General features: G+C 68.5%; 13 protein-coding genes. 4 read left to right on the top strand and 9 right to left on the bottom strand.

Going from position 1 to position 16,124, the window contains the following annotated elements; translation table 11 throughout:
* The first annotated feature begins 235 nt into the window (after positions 1-235).
* A complete protein-coding gene (glmS, locus tag GWG54_RS14610; RefSeq protein WP_167938471.1) occupies positions 236-2,032 on the top strand; it encodes a glutamine--fructose-6-phosphate transaminase (isomerizing) in 1,797 nt (598 codons plus the stop codon).
* Positions 2,033-2,037: 5 nt separating this feature from the next.
* Here glmS and GWG54_RS20905 read toward each other — a convergent pair whose 3' ends face one another.
* The 7 genes from GWG54_RS20905 to GWG54_RS14580 all read right to left on the bottom strand — a co-directional run bounded on the left by GWG54_RS20905 (position 2,038) and on the right by GWG54_RS14580 (position 9,540).
* Positions 2,038-3,147 (bottom strand): hypothetical protein, encoded by a 1,110-nt coding sequence (locus GWG54_RS20905; protein WP_245242817.1) that lies wholly within the window; start codon positions 3,145-3,147, stop codon positions 2,038-2,040.
* On the bottom strand, positions 3,144-4,052 hold the full coding sequence (locus tag GWG54_RS20900; RefSeq protein ID WP_245242816.1) for a PQQ-binding-like beta-propeller repeat protein: 909 nt from the start codon (positions 4,050-4,052) through the stop codon (positions 3,144-3,146). Before GWG54_RS20900 ends, GWG54_RS20905 begins: the two co-directional genes overlap by 4 nt.
* A gap of 264 nt (positions 4,053-4,316) precedes the next feature.
* Positions 4,317-5,066, bottom strand: coding sequence for a tRNA-dihydrouridine synthase (locus GWG54_RS14600; protein WP_167938470.1), 750 nt, complete (start codon positions 5,064-5,066; stop codon positions 4,317-4,319).
* Between the two features lies 1 nt (position 5,067).
* Complete coding sequence (cofD, locus tag GWG54_RS14595) at positions 5,068-6,060, bottom strand: 2-phospho-L-lactate transferase (RefSeq protein ID WP_167938469.1); 993 nt, start codon at positions 6,058-6,060, stop codon at positions 5,068-5,070.
* 418 nt (positions 6,061-6,478) lie between these two features.
* Positions 6,479-7,279, bottom strand: a complete 801-nt coding sequence (locus GWG54_RS14590) for an aldo/keto reductase (RefSeq protein ID WP_167938468.1) — start codon at positions 7,277-7,279, stop codon at positions 6,479-6,481.
* A 95-nt stretch (positions 7,280-7,374) separates the two neighbouring features.
* A complete protein-coding gene (locus GWG54_RS14585) occupies positions 7,375-7,899 on the bottom strand; it encodes a DsrE family protein (protein ID WP_209438459.1) in 525 nt (174 codons plus the stop codon).
* 78 nt (positions 7,900-7,977) lie between these two features.
* Positions 7,978-9,540, bottom strand: a complete 1,563-nt coding sequence (locus GWG54_RS14580; protein ID WP_167938467.1) for a hypothetical protein — start codon at positions 9,538-9,540, stop codon at positions 7,978-7,980.
* Between the two features lie 108 nt (positions 9,541-9,648).
* Here GWG54_RS14580 and ligA point away from each other — a divergent pair, with 108 nt between their 5' ends.
* On the top strand, positions 9,649-11,403 hold the full coding sequence (gene ligA / locus GWG54_RS14575; RefSeq protein WP_167938466.1) for an ATP-dependent DNA ligase LigA: 1,755 nt from the start codon (positions 9,649-9,651) through the stop codon (positions 11,401-11,403).
* 63 nt (positions 11,404-11,466) lie between these two features.
* Here ligA and GWG54_RS14570 read toward each other — a convergent pair whose 3' ends face one another.
* Together GWG54_RS14570 and GWG54_RS14565 are read right to left on the bottom strand one after the other, a co-directional pair.
* The gene (locus tag GWG54_RS14570) at positions 11,467-12,003 is read right to left on the bottom strand and encodes a DoxX family membrane protein (protein ID WP_167938465.1); all 537 of its coding nucleotides are present in this window, start codon (positions 12,001-12,003) and stop codon (positions 11,467-11,469) included.
* Positions 12,004-12,350: 347 nt separating this feature from the next.
* Positions 12,351-13,016 carry an FAD-dependent oxidoreductase gene (locus tag GWG54_RS14565; protein ID WP_167938464.1) on the bottom strand — a complete coding sequence of 222 codons (666 nt, stop codon included), beginning with the start codon at positions 13,014-13,016 and terminating at the stop codon, positions 12,351-12,353.
* Positions 13,017-13,150: 134 nt separating this feature from the next.
* Between GWG54_RS14565 and GWG54_RS14560 the strand changes: the two genes are divergently transcribed.
* Together GWG54_RS14560 and GWG54_RS14555 are read left to right on the top strand one after the other, a co-directional pair.
* On the top strand, positions 13,151-14,908 hold the full coding sequence (locus tag GWG54_RS14560; protein ID WP_167938463.1) for a 2-oxoacid:acceptor oxidoreductase subunit alpha: 1,758 nt from the start codon (positions 13,151-13,153) through the stop codon (positions 14,906-14,908).
* Positions 14,905-15,771: a 2-oxoacid:ferredoxin oxidoreductase subunit beta gene (locus tag GWG54_RS14555; RefSeq protein WP_167938462.1), complete on the top strand. Its 867-nt coding sequence runs from the start codon at positions 14,905-14,907 to the stop codon at positions 15,769-15,771. Before GWG54_RS14560 ends, GWG54_RS14555 begins: the two co-directional genes overlap by 4 nt.
* The last annotated feature ends 353 nt before the right edge of the window (positions 15,772-16,124 follow it).

The raw sequence follows: 16,124 nt of genomic DNA, 5'->3' as shown, positions 1-16,124 counted from the left end.
GATGACCTCATGACCGAGATCGACCATCTCTTCGTTCACTCAACAACCGAGGCTAGCGTGCAAAGCTGAGTCCTCAGTTGGAGTGACGGGAGGGTCGACGGCAACCAAGGTGGTCGTTCTCGAGGGGCCTGGCGATGTCCGAACCCGTCGCGACCCCCGGCGAGGAGACACATCCGCCCGCCCCCGAGCGACGCGGCCGCGGGACGACCCACAAGCGGGCGGAGGCGCGGTCGTAATGTGCGGTATCATCGGATACGCGAGCGCCCGGGACGACCGCCCCGTCCTCGAGGTCCTCTCGAACGGGCTCTCGCGGCTCGAGTACCGCGGCTACGACTCGGCGGGGGTCGCCCTCGCCGCGCCCGAGGTGTCGGTCTACAAGCGCGAGGGCGAAGTCGCAGCCCTCGAGGAACTGCTTCCCGACGCGCCCGTCGACGCGCTGGCGGGGATCGGCCACACCCGCTGGAGCACCCACGGCCCCCCGACCGACGAGAACGCCCACCCCCACACCGACTGCCGCGACCGCGTCGCCGTCGTCCACAACGGGATCGTCGAGAACTACCGGGAACTGCGCGCGGAACTCGAGGCGGCGGGCCACGCCTTCGACAGCGAGACCGACACCGAGGTCATCCCGCACCTGATCGGGGCGGCCCTCGCGGGCGGCGCCGACGCCGACGCCGCGTTCCGCCGGGCGATCGACCGCCTCGAGGGGAGCTACGCCGTGGCCGCGGTGTTTCGGGACCGCGAGGAGGTGTACGCGACGCGACACCGATCCCCGCTCGTGCTCGGCGTCGACGACCGCTGCGCGCTGCTGGCCAGCGACGTCCCCGCGTTCCTCGAGTACACCGACGAGGTCGTCTACCTCGAGGACGGCCAGTTCGCGACGATCGGACCGACCGGGGTCGAGGTGCGGGACCGACGGGGCGCGCCCGTCGACGTCTCGGTCGAGACCGTCGACTGGAACCTCGAGGACGCGGGCAAGAGCGGCTACGAGCACTACACGCTCAAGGAGATCCACGAACAGCCCCGCGCGGTGCGCCAGTGTCTCCGCGGCCGCCCGCAACCGTTCGAGGGGTCGATCTCGATCGAGGACCTCGAGGACGTCCCCCGGCCGACCGAGGTGCAGTTCGCGGCCTGCGGAACGTCGTACCACGCGTCGCTGTACGCCGCCCGGCTGTTCCGCGAGCGCGGCGTTCGCGCGACGGCCTTCCTCGCGAGCGAGTACGACGCCGCGGCGGTGCCGACCGACGAGGGGACGCTCGTCGTCGGCGTCACCCAGAGCGGCGAGACCGCCGACACCCTGCGCGCGCTCCGGACCGCGAACGCGGTCGGCGCGCGGACCCTCGCCGTGACCAACGTCGTCGGAAGTTCGGCGGCCCGCGAGACCGACCGCGTGATGTACGTCCGCGCGGGGCCGGAGATCGGCGTCGCCGCGACGAAGACGTTCACCTCCCAGCAGGTCGCCCTGGCAATGCTCTCGAGCGCGCTCACCGGCGACCGCTCCGGGGAGTTCGTCGCAGCGCTTCGGGCGCTGCCAGACCGGATCCAGTCAATCCTCGACGACTCCCGCGCGAGGGAGATCGCCGCAGAGTACGTCGGCTCGGACGCGTACTTCTTCGTCGGCCGCGGGCTGGCGCACCCGGTGGCGCTCGAGGGCGCGCTGAAGACGAAAGAGCTCACCTACGAGCACGCCGAGGGGTTCGCCGCGGGCGAGCTCAAACACGGGCCGCTGGCGCTCGTGACCCCGGAGACGCCGGTGATCGCGCTGGTGAGCGGGCGGGCGAACACCGAGCGGATGCTCGGAACGATCACGGAGGTCCGAGCTCGCGGGGCGCCGGTCGTCGCCGTCACCGACGACCCCGAGTCGGTCGAACGCCGCGTCGATCGCGTCCTCCGGGTGCCCGAGACCCACTGGCGGTTCTTCCCGATCCTGGCGAACGTCCAGCTCCAGCTGCTCGCCTACTGGGTCGCCAACGGCCTCGGGCGGTCGATCGACAAGCCGCGCAACCTCGCGAAGAGCGTCACCGTCGAGTGATCGGACTACTCCGCGGCGTCCTCGTCGACGCTCGCGTACCGGCGGAGCCACTCGAGGCCCAGCGCGCCGCCGACGACGCCGACGCCCGCCGTGAAGCCGGGCATCCCGTCGGCGTCGGCAGCGGCGGTCTCGGCGTCCTCGCCGCCCTGACCGGTCGCGGAGCTGTTCTCGTCGACGCCCCGCGGGTCGTCGCTCGAGCCGTCGGCCGTCGATCCGTCGCTTCCGTCGTCGGTCCCGCCGGCGCCGTCGTCGGTCGCGTTCGCGTCGTCCCCCGCCTCCTCGCCGGCGTAGCCGTCGTCCGCGCCGTCGACGGTCCCGTCGGTTCCGGGGTTATCGCCGTCGTCCGGTTCGTCCTCGCTCGACCCCTCGGCGTCGGATTCGCCCGTCGCCTCGTCGGCGGCACCGTCGCTCGAGGCGTCGTCGGACGAGTCGGTCCCGTCGGATTCGTTTCCGTCCTCGAGGTCCCCGTCCCCAGCGTCGCCGCTCGCGTTTTCGTCGTCGGTCTCGGCCGCCGTCTCGTCGGGTTCGGAATCGACCTCGTCGCTCCCGATGTCGCTCTCCTCCGGCTCATCCCCGGAGTCGCCGGCATCGTCAGCCTCGGCGTCCGATTCGTTCCCCGCGTCGCCGCTCGACCGCTCCTCGGCGCCGTCGTCGGGATCGTCCTCGGCGTCGTCGGTCGACGTCTCGTCCGCTCCGGACTCGTCGCCGTCCGCGCCCTCCTCGGACTCGTCTCCATCCGCGCCCTCCTCGGACTCGTCTCCGTCGTTCGCGGCGCCGTCGCCCGTCCGAATCGCCATCAGCCGCTCGCTTCCCTCCTCGTCGCTCGCCGAGACGTAGATCGTCTCCTCGCTCGCGGCGTACCGCTCCGACAGGTCGGCGACGTCGACGTCGGCGTGGGTGAACGTCCACCGTTCGGACCCGTCCTCGAGGTCGAACCCGTACAGCGCGTTCACGGTCTCGTCGCCCGGGTAGTAGGGGACGACGACCGTCTCGCCGACGATCACGGGTCGGCGCCAGGCGTCGGTGCCGCCGCGCTCGCGCCACCGCTCGGGCTCCCCGTGGTCGGCGCTCGAGATCCCGTGGCAGTCGGTCGCGACCCGCGTCTCGTCGGTCATCGCCGGGGGGGGAACCTGACCGTGAGCCGCTCGAGTTCCGCGCCCGTCTCGGCGTCGAGCACGGGGTGGGTCTCCCCGTCGCCGATCGAACCCGTGTAGACTCGATCCCCGACCGCCATCACGTAGCCGTGGGGGGCCCACCGCCAGGGCTCCCAGTAGGTCCACCGCGTCTCGCCGGTGGTCGCCTCGAGCGCGGCGAAACCCGCGGTGCCGTCGTACCCGGTTCCCTCGCCGACGGCCGCGTAGACGGCTCCGTTCGCGACCGCGACGGGCAGGGACGCGAACCCGACGTCGGCGTCGTCGACGTCGACGTTCGCGGCCGACCGTTCGAGGGCGACCCGCTCCCGGCGCCAGGCCGTCGAGCCGTCGGCGGCGTCGACCGCGAGCAACTCGCCGTCCGCGACGACGTAGACCACGCCGTCGACGACCGTCGGCGCCGTCGCCGTCCCCTCGAGGGGGATCGTCCATCGCGAGTCGCCGCTGGCGGCCTCGAGCGCCGTGAGCTGCCCGCCGCCGACGTAGACGGTGTCGCCGGCGACGGCCGGGGTTCCGGCGGCGTCGATCCCGTCGACCGTCCACCGCACCGAACCGTCCGCGGCGTCGACGGCGTGGACCTCGTTTCCGGTCCGGAGGTAGACCGCGCCGTCGACGACAGCGAGGTCACCCGTCCGGTCGTAGGTCCAGGCGATCCCCTCTGGTTCCGGGAACGGTCCCTCCGCGGGGACGAACGCGGTGTTGCCCGCGTTTCCGCGGGCGGACGACCACCCGCGTTCCTCCCCCGCGGTCGCTGCCTCGACGTTCGCTGTCGTCGCGTCCGCCCCTGCGGTTCCGACGGAGGCCAGCGTTGCCCCCGTCGCGAGCGCTACACCGGTCGACAGAACGGATCGACGGCGCCAGTGTGCCATGTTCCCTCGTTCCTCGAGAGGGGCATTGCTATCCGGTTGCTATCGGCGAATTTGTTCTATACACAACTGTTATAAACAATTGTATCGTCCAGTATTGACTCAATATATTCTCGACCGTACCGAACCCGGGACTCGGCACCTGCAGCGCCGTCGGTTGGCTTCGGAGATAGTAACCGACGACTAACTGGCCGAAAAAATCGGGGTCCGAGCGCCGATCGGAGTCGCTCGTCGACGCCGGGCTCGCACGGCTCCCGTCGCGAGCGGCTACGCCGTTCGGTTCGGGTCGAGTCGGCGCTCGACCGCCTCGCTGACGCGCTCGAGCACCGCGGGGTCGTCGCTGGGGCGGCCGACGCTGACCGCGTCGGCGCCGTGGGCGGCGTACTCCCGGACCGTCTCGTCGCCGCGGACGCCGTTGTTCGCGATCACGTACAGGTCGGTCGCCGCGGCGACCTCGGCGATCACCGACTCGGTGTCCATCGCGTCGACGTGGACGAACGAGGCGCCCGCGCCCTCGAGGGCGGCCGCGAGGGCGGGCAGGTCGACCCCCTGGACCTCGGCGCGAACCTTGACTCCGACGACGGCGCCCGTCTCAGCCGCGCGGGCGACGTACTCCGCGAGTCGATCGGCGTCGCACAACAGGGTCTCGCCACAGCCGACGGCGCAGAGCTCGTCCTGGCGACAGTGGGCGTTGATCTCGAGGACGGCGCCCCGATCCCGACAGACCCGCGCCGCCTCGACGGCCGGTTCGGGGGTCGCGCTGCGGACGTTGAAGCCCGGGCGGATCGGGACGTCCTCGAGGGCGGCCAGCTGCGCGTCAATGAACGCGAACGGGTCTGCGGGGAGGAACTCGTTGCGATCCCGGTCGCGGACCATCTCCCGGGCGGCGGCCCTCGACTCCGAGTCGAGGGCGATCCCGCCGAGGACGGCGGCGCCCGCGTAGTCGGCGCCGGCGCGGGCCCAGTCGGCGTCGGCCTCGCCGCTGAGACTCGCCAGCGCGAGCGGCGGTTCGAACATCTCAGCGCACCCGCTCGAGGGCGTCCCCGACCGCGCCGAGGACGCGCTCGGCGTCGCTCGGGTCGTCGATTCGGATGTCGGTCCGGATCGTCGGCGCCTCGAGGCTCGTCCCGTCGTCCTCGTCGAGCACGAACGCGTCGGCGAAGGGGTAGGCTTCGGCCAGGCCCGCGGTGCCGGGCTCGTAGCCGACGGCGTCCATCAGCTCCGCGGCGGGCCCCGAGAACGCCTCGTTCCCGAGGAACGGCGAGACGGCGACGACGGTCGTCTCCGCGAGCGCGTCGGCGATTCCCGGGACGGCCAGCATCGGCCCGACGCTGGTGACGGGGTTCGAGGGCCCGACGACGACGGGCTCGGACAGCGCCTCGAGCACGCCGGGGGCGGGGTCGGCGTCCTCGGCGCCGCGGAACTCGACGGTCTCGACGGTCGGCTCGCCGCGCTCGGCGACCCAGTACTCCTGGAAGTGCATCGGCCCGTCGGGGGTGTGGACGACGCTCGCGACGGGATCGTCGCTCATCGGCAGGAGCTCGAACTCGAGGTCGAACGCGTCGGCGAGGGTTTCGGTCGCCTCGCTCAAGCTGTGGCCCCGATCGAGGAGGCTCGTCCGGGTGATATGGACCGCGCGGTCGCGGTCGCCGATCGTCATGAACTCCGCGATCCCCGAAAAGCGCCGCCAGTTCGCGAGCTCTCGGCCCGCGGTCTGTCTCTCGTCGGCGAGGTACTGCGGGCCTGTCGGCAGCGCCGCGGCGTCGGCCAGCGCGAACAGCTCGGCGTTGGTCTCGTGGGTGTCGCCCTCGATTCCCCACCACGTCTTGCGGTCGAGGACGTCCCCGCCCTGGAAGAGGACGGTGTCGACGTCCGGCGAGACGAACAATCCCCCGAGTTCGATGTCGTCGCCCGTGTTAGCGACGACGGTCGTCTCGGCCGGCGTGAACGCGGTCCCGAGGCCGTCGAGCAGCTTCGGCGTCCCGGTGCCGCCGGAGAGAAACGTGACCATACGCGGGAGTCTCGAGCGAGGGCGCCTAATGCGTTGCGACCCCGCGTGGCCAGGGAGATGAGGGTAGCGTCGATCAGCTCACAGACCCTCGCTGCGAGAATGGTACGTACAGGCTATCCACTGACCGCGACGACTACGCCAACAATCATACATAATGCACCCAACCCCCGAAAGAAAATCCGCCCAGCACCGAGCAAAGAATCGTCTTTGAGCATCCCGAGGAACCAAAAACGGAGTGTTTTCTCAGGCCAAAGGAAGCCTGCGAAGCCAACAATAAATAATAGCATCCCAGCGATAGTATTCATGTATAATTTATATTTATATAGATATATAAATCTGTCTTCACTCTATTCGCACTGCAGACTTATCGGCGGCTGTTCCTTACTGACCAACTGAGTCATCGAACTCGAGCGCGTCGCTACCGGTTCCAGGCCGCCTCGTCGGGGTCGACCAGCCGCTCGCCGCGGTCGAGGTCGGCGATGCGCTCGAGCTCGTCGTCGGTCAGCTCGAGCTCGAGGGCCGAATAGTTCTCGCGGATGTGCTCGTCGGTCCCCTTCGGGATCGGGACGACGCCCTCCCGCCCGTAGTGCCAGGCCAGCGCGACCTGTACGGGAGTCGCGTCGTGGGCGTCGGCGATCTCCCGTAGCTCGTCGATCTCGTTGACCTCGGCCTTCGCGATGGGGCAGTACGCGACGGTCGTCATGTTCCGCTCGCGCGCGAACGAAACGAGGTCGTCCTGCTGGAGCCGCGGATGGAGCTCGACCTGGTTGGCCAGCAGGGGCGCCTCGAGGATCCCGATCACCTCCTCGAGCAGGTCGTGCGTGAAATTGCTGACGCCGACGTGGTCGGTCCAGCCGCGGTCGCGAACCTCGTCGAACGCCGGCAGGGTGTCCTCGGGGTCGTAGGCATCGGTCGACCAGTGGACGTACAGCAGGTCGACCGACTCGACGCCCAGGCGCTCGAGGCTCTCCGCGGTCGTCTCGATCACGTCCTCGCGCGCGAGGTTCTTGGGGTGGACCTTCGTCGCGAGAAAGACGTCCTCGCGTGGCACGTCGCTCTCCTCGAGCGCGCGGCCCACGGCTCGCTCGTTGTCGTACATCTGTGCCGTGTCGAGATGGCGGTAGCCGGCCTCGAGTGCGGTCAGGACGGCGTCGGTACAGGCTTCGCCCTCGTGACCCGAGGTACCGAGTCCGGGCTGTGGGATCTCCGTCGGTGGCATGGGGAGTGTTACATCGACCCGCCACTCGGGGATGCGGAAAGCGGCAAGGGGGACTGCCCGATCGTGGCGTCGCGTTCGGGCTACAGAACCGCGGCTCAGGGCACCTTGATGTAGCCGTACCCCTCTGCCTGGCGCTTGGCGATCTCGCCGACCCCGGAGGGGACGACGGTCACCGGCTCGAGGAGTTCGGACTCGTCGATCCCGTACCCCTCGAGGGAGTTCTCGCAGCCGTTGAACTCGACGCCGTCCTCGGCGAGAGCGCGGATGCGATCGGCGTACTCCGTCTCGCCCTCGACGTAGACCCAGATCGCGGCGCTGTTGACGACGAACTGAACCGCGTCGTTGTCGGTCGTCTCGTCGGCCAGCAGGTTCTCCAGGTTGCTCAGCGCCCGGTCGTGATCGGCCTCGTCGCCGCTGGTCAGGTGCAGGATCGTTCGGATCGGCGTCTCCTCGTCACCGTCGGCCGTCTCCTCGCCATCGGTCGTCTCCTGGTCGCTCTCTTCGGCGGTCGATTCGGCGTCGTCCTCGTCGTCGCCGCTCGCGCGCCCGACCGCGTAGCCGCCGGCGGTTCCGACCGCGACCACCGACCCGGTTCCCGCGAGGTAGCGTCGTCGGTTCATACGCGAGAGTACACGTGCGGTGATAAAAGCGTTTCAGGTGAGAGTCATCGAATCGTATAAGTCCGGAGAGGTAACGCCCTACTGATCGACGATCCAGTCGGCGAAACTCCCCTCGAGTAAGGTCTCGGACTGGTTGGCGACGTAGGTCTGCTGCATCGACTCGATCGCCTCGGCGAGGTCGGCGCCGTCCTCGAGTTCGGCGCGAACCCGTTCGCGCTTCCAGCTGGCCGGCGTGGTGTTCTGACGGACGCGCCGACGGAGCGGGTAGAGGTACTTCGCTGCCTCCTCCTCGGTGAGCCCGCGGTTCGTGAGCCCGTCCTCGGCGTGGGCCAGCAGGTCCTCATAGAGTTCGAGGCGGTCGGTCGTCTCCTTGCCGTCGTTGGTGATCCAGGTCAGCTCGGCGTCGAACCCCTCGCGCATCGCGGCGTAGAAGTTCTCGCGGGCGACCTCCCAGTCGAGTTCGACGACCGGGTGCTCGAGTCGGGTCAGGCTCTCGAGCAGGCCGGCGAAGGCCGCGAGGAAGGCGATCGAATCTCTGACCGTGGGCTGGGCGGCGACGGGACGGAACTCGATTCGGGCGTTGGCGGCCGAACGGGTCGGCCCGCCGAAGACGGGGCGGACCCACCGCCAGTAGGTGCCGTGCTTGCGCCGGAAGTGTGAGAAGCCGTCGTCGAAGCGCTCACCGGCCTTGACGGGCATCGGGACGATGGTGTCGTCGGCGGCGACGCGGTCGATCGCCTCGTCGACGCTCGCTAAGTCCTTCGGGAACCGGACCTTCCCCTCTCCCGTCGAGGGATCGTTGAGCACCGTCTCGAAGACGCTGATCCGGTGTTCCATCCAGCCGTCGGCGAGGACCTCCTCGGCCGTCGCCGACTCGTCGTACAGATCCGGCGGGAAAAACGGCGAGTTGACCCCCAGCGCGAGCAGCGGGCCGGCGACGCGCAGCGCGTAGTTGAAGTAGATCGGCAGGTCGGAGGCGTGGGCCACCTGGTAGTGGGGCTGGATCGAGGTGATCAGGCTCTCGGGCATGACGGTGTCCGCCTGCAGGGAGACGTGGGGGGCCTCGATGCGCATCCCCGCGGTGTCGGCCCCGCTGGTGTTGGCCATCGCGTGGTAGCGACCCGAATCGCTCATGTTCGTCGCGACGCGGATCGTTCGCTCGGTGCCGTCGGGATCCGTGATCGTCTGCTCGATGCTGTCGGTGAGGTAGGTCGCCGCGTTCTCGCCTTCCGGCGGTATCGTCCACAGCGAGTCGCTCACCAGTCGCATTCCCTCGGACCGAGTAACCCGCAGCGCGGTCTGCAGCCGCGCCTTGATCTCGGCTTCCTGGGCGACCAGCCCGTACGCGCTCAGGGGCTGGGGGCTGGTCGTCATCTCGGCGTTGTGCAGCCCCAGTTCCTTCTCGAAGCCGATCAGCTCGAGCAGCCGTCGGGGGACCCGCCGCAGCGTGCAGTCGTCGGCCTTGACCGCGTAGAACTCGTACTCGAAGCCGACGATCGCCTGCGGGTTGTCGAACGCGCCCTCCTCGACGGCCTCCTTGATCACCTCGGCGTCGGCCTCGGCTCGGTCGCGAAACTCGTCGGCGTCGACGGACAGCACGTCCGCGACCCGCGCCGCGAGCTCCGCCTCTCCTGATGACATACACCCGTGTCCGCGCCCGACTGTCTTGAAAGCACGCCCTCGAGTCGTGCCGGCGACGCCACGCGGTCTCCGAACCGTTTTACACCCGCCGACGGCTACACTCCCCCGATGGAGTTCGCCACGTTCGCCGACCGCGCCGCCGCGATCGAAGCCGAGCCCGCGGACCTCGAGATCGTCGCCCGCGTCGCGACCCTGCTCGAGGACGCGGCCGACGGGGACGGGGGCCGGACCGTCGCGGTCGTCGCCCGCTACGTCCAGGGGCGGGTCTTCCCCGCCTGGACCTCGAGAACGCTCGATATCGGACCCAGCGCCTGCTACGAGGCGATCGCCCGCGCGGCGGGAACGAACGTCTCTCCCGACGACGTCGAGGACCGCCTCGCCGAGGTCGGCGAGATCGGCGACGTGGCCGCGAGCTACGACTTCGGCGGTCAGCGGGGGCTGGGCGCGTTCGCGGGCGGCGGTAGCGGCGACGCGAACGGGGACGATCTCACGGTCCTGGAGATCGACGACACCTTGCGCGAGCTCGCGGCCGCCGAGGGATCGGGCAGCCAGGACCGCAAAGTCGACCTGCTCTTTGGCCTGTTCAATCGGTGTTCGAGCGACGAGGCGCGGTATCTCGCCCGCCTCGTCCTCTCGGAGATGCGCATCGGCGTCGGCGAGGGGACAGTGCGGGACGCGATCGGCGAGGCGTTCGCGGTCCCCATCGAGGACGTCGAGCGCGCGTTGCAGGTCTCGAACGACTACGGCGAGGTCGCCCGCGTCGCCCTCGAGGACGGAAGCGAGGGCCTCGAGGCGATGACCCTCGAGGTCGGCCGCCCCGTTCAGGCGATGCTCGCCCAGGCCGGCACCGTCGCGGACGCGCTCGAGGACTGGGAGGAGGCCGGCGTCGAATGGAAGTACGACGGTGCCAGGGTGCAACTGCACCACGATCCGGGCGGCGTAGCGGTCGACGACGCAAACGCGACCGTCGCCGACGAGTCCGCGGGCGAAACGCGGGTCTTCTCGAGAAACATGGAGGACGTCACCGACGCGCTCCCGGAGGTCGTCGAGTTCGCCGACGACCACCTCGCCGAACCCGTCATCCTCGACGGCGAGGTCGTCGCGATCGACGACGGCGGCGCCCCGCTGCCGTTCCAGGAGGCGCTCAAGCGCTTCCGGCGCAAACACGACGTCGCGAGGGCCCGCGAGGACGTCGCGGTGCGGCCCGTCTTCTTCGACAGTCTCCACGTCGACGGCGAGGACCTGCTCGAGGAGCCGCTGTCGACCCGCCACGAGCGCCTCGAGGCCGTCCTCCGCGAGGATTCCGAGCGGGAGCCCGACGAGGTCGAGGGGCTGTCCCTGCTGTGGCGCACCGACGATCCCGACGAGATCGAACGGATCGACGCCGAGGCCCTCGAGGCGGGCCACGAGGGGATCATGCTCAAAGACCCCGACTCGACGTACTCGCCGGGCCGTCGCGGGAAACACTGGCGCAAACGCAAGCCGGACGTCGAGACGCTCGATTGCGTCGTGACGGGCGCCGAGTGGGGCGAAGGGCGTCGCGCGACGTTCCTGGGGACGTTCGAACTCTCGGTGCGGGACGGGGACGCGCTCGAGACGGTCGGCAAGGTCGCGACCGGGATCACGGACGAGACGCTCGCGGAGCTGACCGAGCTGCTCGAGCCCCACGTCGCGAGCGAGGACGGAACGTGCGTCGAGCTCGAGCCCGCGGTCGTCTTCGAGGTCGGCTACGAGGAGATCCAGACCTCGCCGACGTACTCGTCGGGCTACGCCCTGCGATTCCCGCGGTTCGTCGGCGTGCGCTCGGACAAGGATCCCGCCGACGCCGACACCGTGGAGCGACTCGAGCGGCTCCAGGAGTGACCTCGGTCCGCGCGCCGGGAGGGCCGCGGACCGCGGCGGGTTCCGGACGGGGCGGCTCCGAGATCACCCGAGAACGGACCGCAGCCAGGGATGGCGCTGGACGACGTCGAGTCGCTCGAGGTACGCGTCCGCTCCGAACACTCGCCCGGCGCTGAACGCGGCGACGCTGAGGACGACGATCAGGTACTCGAACTCTCGAGTGACGACCACGCCGCTGGAGACGGTCCAGTTGCCGAGGTACACCATTCCCATCATGAAGGCACCCCACGCCGCCGCGAGTCGAGTGAACGCGCCGACGAGCAGCCCCAGACCGACGAGCAGTTCCCCCCACGGGATGGCGACGTTCACAAACTCGACCGCCAGCGGCGTCGCGCTCATCCAGTCGAACACACCCGCGGCCGGACTTCCCGCCGATGCAGCCCCCGAGAGGTACCCCCCGGCGTCGAACGGGTCGGCGGCGGTGAGCTTCTCCCAGCCGGCGATGAAGAACACGTATCCAATCAACAACCTGAGAATAACGGCGAACAGCGACCTTATCGTATCTGTACGCAAGTTGATCTCAGAGTCGTCGATCCTACTCCCGAATCGAATTTGGCTCATCGAAGCGCCGTATCCGCCGGATAAACATAAATTCGGCCATTTCGATTCGAGCCGTACGGGAGGGGATATGACTCATTCTATACGGTTTTATTATAGTAATCTATCTAGATATGATATCTAATTTTTGTAAGCCGAGATAACCATTGAATCAGTCGATCGAGGAAAAGATATTCCGCGCTACCGGCGAGCAGGTCGGTGCGCTCGAGCGCCACCGTCGGCGCGCGGACCGCGAATTCGCGGGGCGATCGTCGGCCTCTCGGGGACGTGATCGTCGCTCGAGGCGCCGCGGGGACGCGGCGCTATCGCTCTCGAAGTCGAAGGACGGAAGACGTACGGCGGAAACGCGCTTACCCGAAGTTCTCGATCAGCGCCTCGTCGGAATCCCCGCCCGCGTCGTCGATCGTCTCGGCGACGACCGTGACGAAGTCGTGGAAGCCGAAGGCGTAGAGCTGGCCGTCCTCGAGGTGATCCTCGATCGCCTCGCGCAGCCGTTCGTCGTCGTCCCCGTCGACGAGGACGACGGTCGCGCCCTCGTCCTCGAGGCGCTCGAGGCGGTCGACGTGGGCGGGCTCGTCGTCCTGATAGACGACGACCGCGTCGTGGCCCGCGTCGCGGGCCGCCTCGGCGATCGAGACTGCGGGGCCGACGCCGGGGCCGCCCGCGACGGCGACGATATCGCGGTCGCGCCCGTAGGTGATCTCGCCGAACGGTCCCTCGACGTGGACGGTCGCGCCCGGCTCGAGGTCGGCGAGCCACGGCGAGAGGTCGCCGTCGGGATCGACCCCGACGGTGAGTTCGAAGGTCTCGCCGACCGACGGCGAGGAGAGCGTGTAGTGGCGCGCGACGGCGTCGTCCTCGTCGGCGCCGCGCTGGTCGTCGGTCCCCGGAACCGCCCGGAGCAACACGAACTGTCCCGGTAACGGGTCGAAGTCCTCGGGAGTCTCGAGCTCGAGGGCGACGGTCTCGGGGCCGGCGTCGCGTACCGCGTCGACGGCAACTGGCGTCCCTTCCATGTGCCATCACTCCCGGGGCAGGGTCAAAAGCCGTTCCGTTCGCCCTGATTCCGAGGAGGTACTCGGGCTCGAGTAAGGCTTTAGGGGGGCTTTCAGAAGCCTTTTCATTTACTGGGGGCAAGGGTCTGCACAACATGGCAGAGGACCTCAACTGGGCGATCGGAGGCGAGGCCGGCGACGGCATCGACTCCACGGGTAAGATCTTCGCTCAGGCGCTCTCGCGTGCCGGGCGACACGTATTCACCTCGAAAGACTTCGCGTCTCGGATCCGCGGCGGATACACGGCCTACAAGATCCGAACGTCCGTCGACGAGGTCCAGAGCGTCGTCGACCGCCTCGACATCCTCGTCGCGCTGACCCAGCGCACGATCGACGAGAACCTGGACGAACTCCACGAGGGAAGCGCCATCATCTACGACGGCGAACGCTCCTGGGATGCGGACATCCCCGAGGAGATCAAGGGGATCGACGTCCCGCTGAAGTCGCTGGCCGAGGACGCCGGCGGCGCGATCATGCGCAACATCGTCGCGCTGGGTGCGGCCTGCGAGATCACCGGGTTCGACGTCGAGTTCCTCGACGAGTCCCTCGAGAAGCGCTTCGGCGGCAAGGGGACCCAGATCGTCGAGAACAACAAGGAGGCCGCCCGTCTGGGCCAGGAGTACGTCCAGGAGAACTACGACGTCGCGGACCTCGGCTACGACCTCGAGACCACCGACAACGACTACGTCCTGCTCAACGGCAACGAGGCGATCGGCATGGGTGCGATCGCCGCCGGCTGTCGGTTCTACGCGGGGTATCCGATCACGCCCGCGACCTCGATCATGGAGTATCTGACGGGCCGAATCGAGGACTACGGCGGCCACGTCGTCCAGGCCGAGGACGAGCTCTCGGCGATCAACATGGCGCTCGGCGCGGCCCGGGGCGGCGCGCGGTCGATGACCGCGACCTCCGGCGCCGGGGTCGACCTGATGACCGAGACGTTCGGCCTGATCGCGACCAGCGAGACGCCGCTGGTCATCACCGACGTGATGCGCTCCGGTCCCTCGACGGGGATGCCGACCAAACAGGAGCAGGGCGACCTCAACATGGCCCTCTACGGCGGCCACGGCGAGGTGCCACGCTTCGTCGTCGCCCCGACCTCGATCACCGAGTGTTTCTGGAAGACCATCGAGGCGTTCAACTTAGCCGAGAAGTACAACACGCCGGTCTTCCTCGTCTCCGACCTGGCGATGTCGGTCACCGAGCAGACGTTCCCGCCGGAAGCGTTCGACATGGACGCCGTCGAGATCGACCGCGGCAAGCTCGTCGACGACGAGGAGGTCCAGGAGTGGCTCGACGCCCAGGGTCGCTTCCGCGCCCACGCTGCGACCGAGGACGGGGTCAGCCCGCGATCGATCCCCGGGACGACCGACGGCGCACACATGAGCACGGGCCTCGAGCACGACGAACTCGGTCGCCGGACTGAGGAACAGGAGATCCGCGTCCAGCAGGTCGACAAGCGAAACCGCAAGGTCGAAACCGCGAAAGACGAGGAGACGTGGGACTACCGCGAGTTCGGTGACCCCGATGCTGAGAACCTCGTCATCTCCTGGGGCTCGAACGAGGGTGCGCTCGTCGAAGCCCTCGAGTACCTCGAGGACGAAGGCGTCGACGTCCGCGTCATCTCGGTCCCCTACATCTTCCCGCGGCCCGACCTCACAGACGAGATCGAGGCCGCCGAGGAGACGATCGTTGTCGAGTGTAACGCGACCGGACAGTTCGCGGACGTGCTCGAACACGACGTGCTTACCCGGGTGAAACGCATCAACAAGTACACCGGCGTCCGCTTCAAGGCGGACGAACTCGCCGAAGAGATTACGACCAAACTCGCCGAGGAGGTTCCCGCACAATGAGCTCCGACGTCAGATTCACCGACTTCAAGTCCGACAAGCAGCCCACCTGGTGTCCCGGATGCGGCGACTTCGGGACGATGAACGGCATGATGAAAGCGCTGGCCGAAACCGGCAACGACCCCGACAACACGTTCGTCGTCGCCGGAATCGGCTGTTCCGGCAAGATCGGGACCTACATGCACAGCTACGCCCTTCACGGCGTCCACGGCCGTGCACTCCCCGTCGGACAGGGGGTCAAGATGTCCCGACCCGACATCGAGGTGATGGTCGCCGGCGGGGACGGCGACGGCTACTCGATCGGCGCCGGCCACTTCGTCCACGCCGTCCGCCGGAACGTCGACATGTCCTACGTCGTCATGGACAACCGCATCTACGGCCTGACGAAGGGGCAGGCCTCGCCGACCTCGCGGTCGGACTTCGAGACCTCGACGACCCCCGAAGGACCCAAGCAGCCCCCGGTCAACCCGCTCGCGCTCGCGCTGGCCTCCGGCGCCTCGTTTATCGCCCAGTCCTTTGCCTCCGATGCCCTGCGCCATCAGGAGATCGTCCAGAAGGCGATCGAGCACGACGGGTTTGGCTTCGTCAACGTCTTCAGTCCCTGCGTCACGTTCAACGACGTCGACACCTACGACTACTTCCGGGACTCGCTGGTCGACCTCCAGGAGGACGAGGACCACGATCCCAACGACTACGAGGCCGCGAAGGAAGTCATCCTCGACGGCGAGAAGGAGTACCAGGGCGTGATGTACCAGGACGAAAACTCCGTTCCGTACCACGAACAGCACGGCGTCACCGAGAACATGTCTGAGATTCCCGACGGCGCCCCCGAGGACGCGATGGATCTCGTCCGCGAGTTCTACTGACGCGTCGCCGTCGACCCGTCTTTTCCCCGCCGCGATCGTTTCGAACGTATCGAGAAGCTGTCGCTCCGTGAGCGGCGCCGAATTCGTCCCGTCGATCGACGATCCCCTCGCCGTCGGTCTCGAGTCGGAGTTTCTCGTCGTCGATCGGTTCGTCGACGGCCGTCTGCACGGGTCGTTCTCGAGGCACCCTCCCGTCGAGAGATCGTCGACCACCCCAACGAGCGCGGTATCGGCTCGTCGGGCTGACACATCCGTCTTCCCGTCCCCAGAGCGACGCCGAGACCGCGGCTATCGGCGACGAACTCCCGATCCCGCCCAGATTGTTATGATATCCTGAATATTTATGTTGCTGG

Source organism: Natronococcus sp. JC468 (assembly GCF_012163165.1).
GTDB classification, from domain to species: domain Archaea; phylum Halobacteriota; class Halobacteria; order Halobacteriales; family Natrialbaceae; genus Natronococcus; species Natronococcus jeotgali.
Note: the sequence above shows the minus strand (reverse complement) of the source record. Positions and strands in the feature narration are given on the sequence as shown.

What these genes read in the sequence shown, in the direction of transcription:
- glmS (WP_167938471.1), top strand. Translation starts at nt 236, where the DNA reads ATGTGCGGTATCATCGGATACGCGAGCGCCCGGGACGACCGCCCCGTC.
- GWG54_RS20905 (WP_245242817.1), bottom strand. Translation starts at nt 3,147, where the DNA reads ATGACCGACGAGACGCGGGTCGCGACCGACTGCCACGGGATCTCGAGC.
- GWG54_RS14565 (WP_167938464.1), bottom strand. Translation starts at nt 13,016, where the DNA reads ATGGAAGGGACGCCAGTTGCCGTCGACGCGGTACGCGACGCCGGCCCC.
- GWG54_RS14570 (WP_167938465.1), bottom strand. Translation starts at nt 12,003, where the DNA reads ATGAGCCAAATTCGATTCGGGAGTAGGATCGACGACTCTGAGATCAAC.
- GWG54_RS14560 (WP_167938463.1), top strand. Translation starts at nt 13,151, where the DNA reads ATGGCAGAGGACCTCAACTGGGCGATCGGAGGCGAGGCCGGCGACGGC.
- GWG54_RS14555 (WP_167938462.1), top strand. Translation starts at nt 14,905, where the DNA reads ATGAGCTCCGACGTCAGATTCACCGACTTCAAGTCCGACAAGCAGCCC.
- GWG54_RS14600 (WP_167938470.1), bottom strand. Translation starts at nt 5,066, where the DNA reads ATGTTCGAACCGCCGCTCGCGCTGGCGAGTCTCAGCGGCGAGGCCGAC.
- GWG54_RS14590 (WP_167938468.1), bottom strand. Translation starts at nt 7,279, where the DNA reads ATGCCACCGACGGAGATCCCACAGCCCGGACTCGGTACCTCGGGTCAC.
- GWG54_RS20900 (WP_245242816.1), bottom strand. Translation starts at nt 4,052, where the DNA reads ATGGCACACTGGCGCCGTCGATCCGTTCTGTCGACCGGTGTAGCGCTC.
- ligA (WP_167938466.1), top strand. Translation starts at nt 9,649, where the DNA reads ATGGAGTTCGCCACGTTCGCCGACCGCGCCGCCGCGATCGAAGCCGAG.
- GWG54_RS14580 (WP_167938467.1), bottom strand. Translation starts at nt 9,540, where the DNA reads ATGTCATCAGGAGAGGCGGAGCTCGCGGCGCGGGTCGCGGACGTGCTG.
- cofD (WP_167938469.1), bottom strand. Translation starts at nt 6,060, where the DNA reads ATGGTCACGTTTCTCTCCGGCGGCACCGGGACGCCGAAGCTGCTCGAC.
- GWG54_RS14585 (WP_209438459.1), bottom strand. Translation starts at nt 7,899, where the DNA reads ATGAACCGACGACGCTACCTCGCGGGAACCGGGTCGGTGGTCGCGGTC.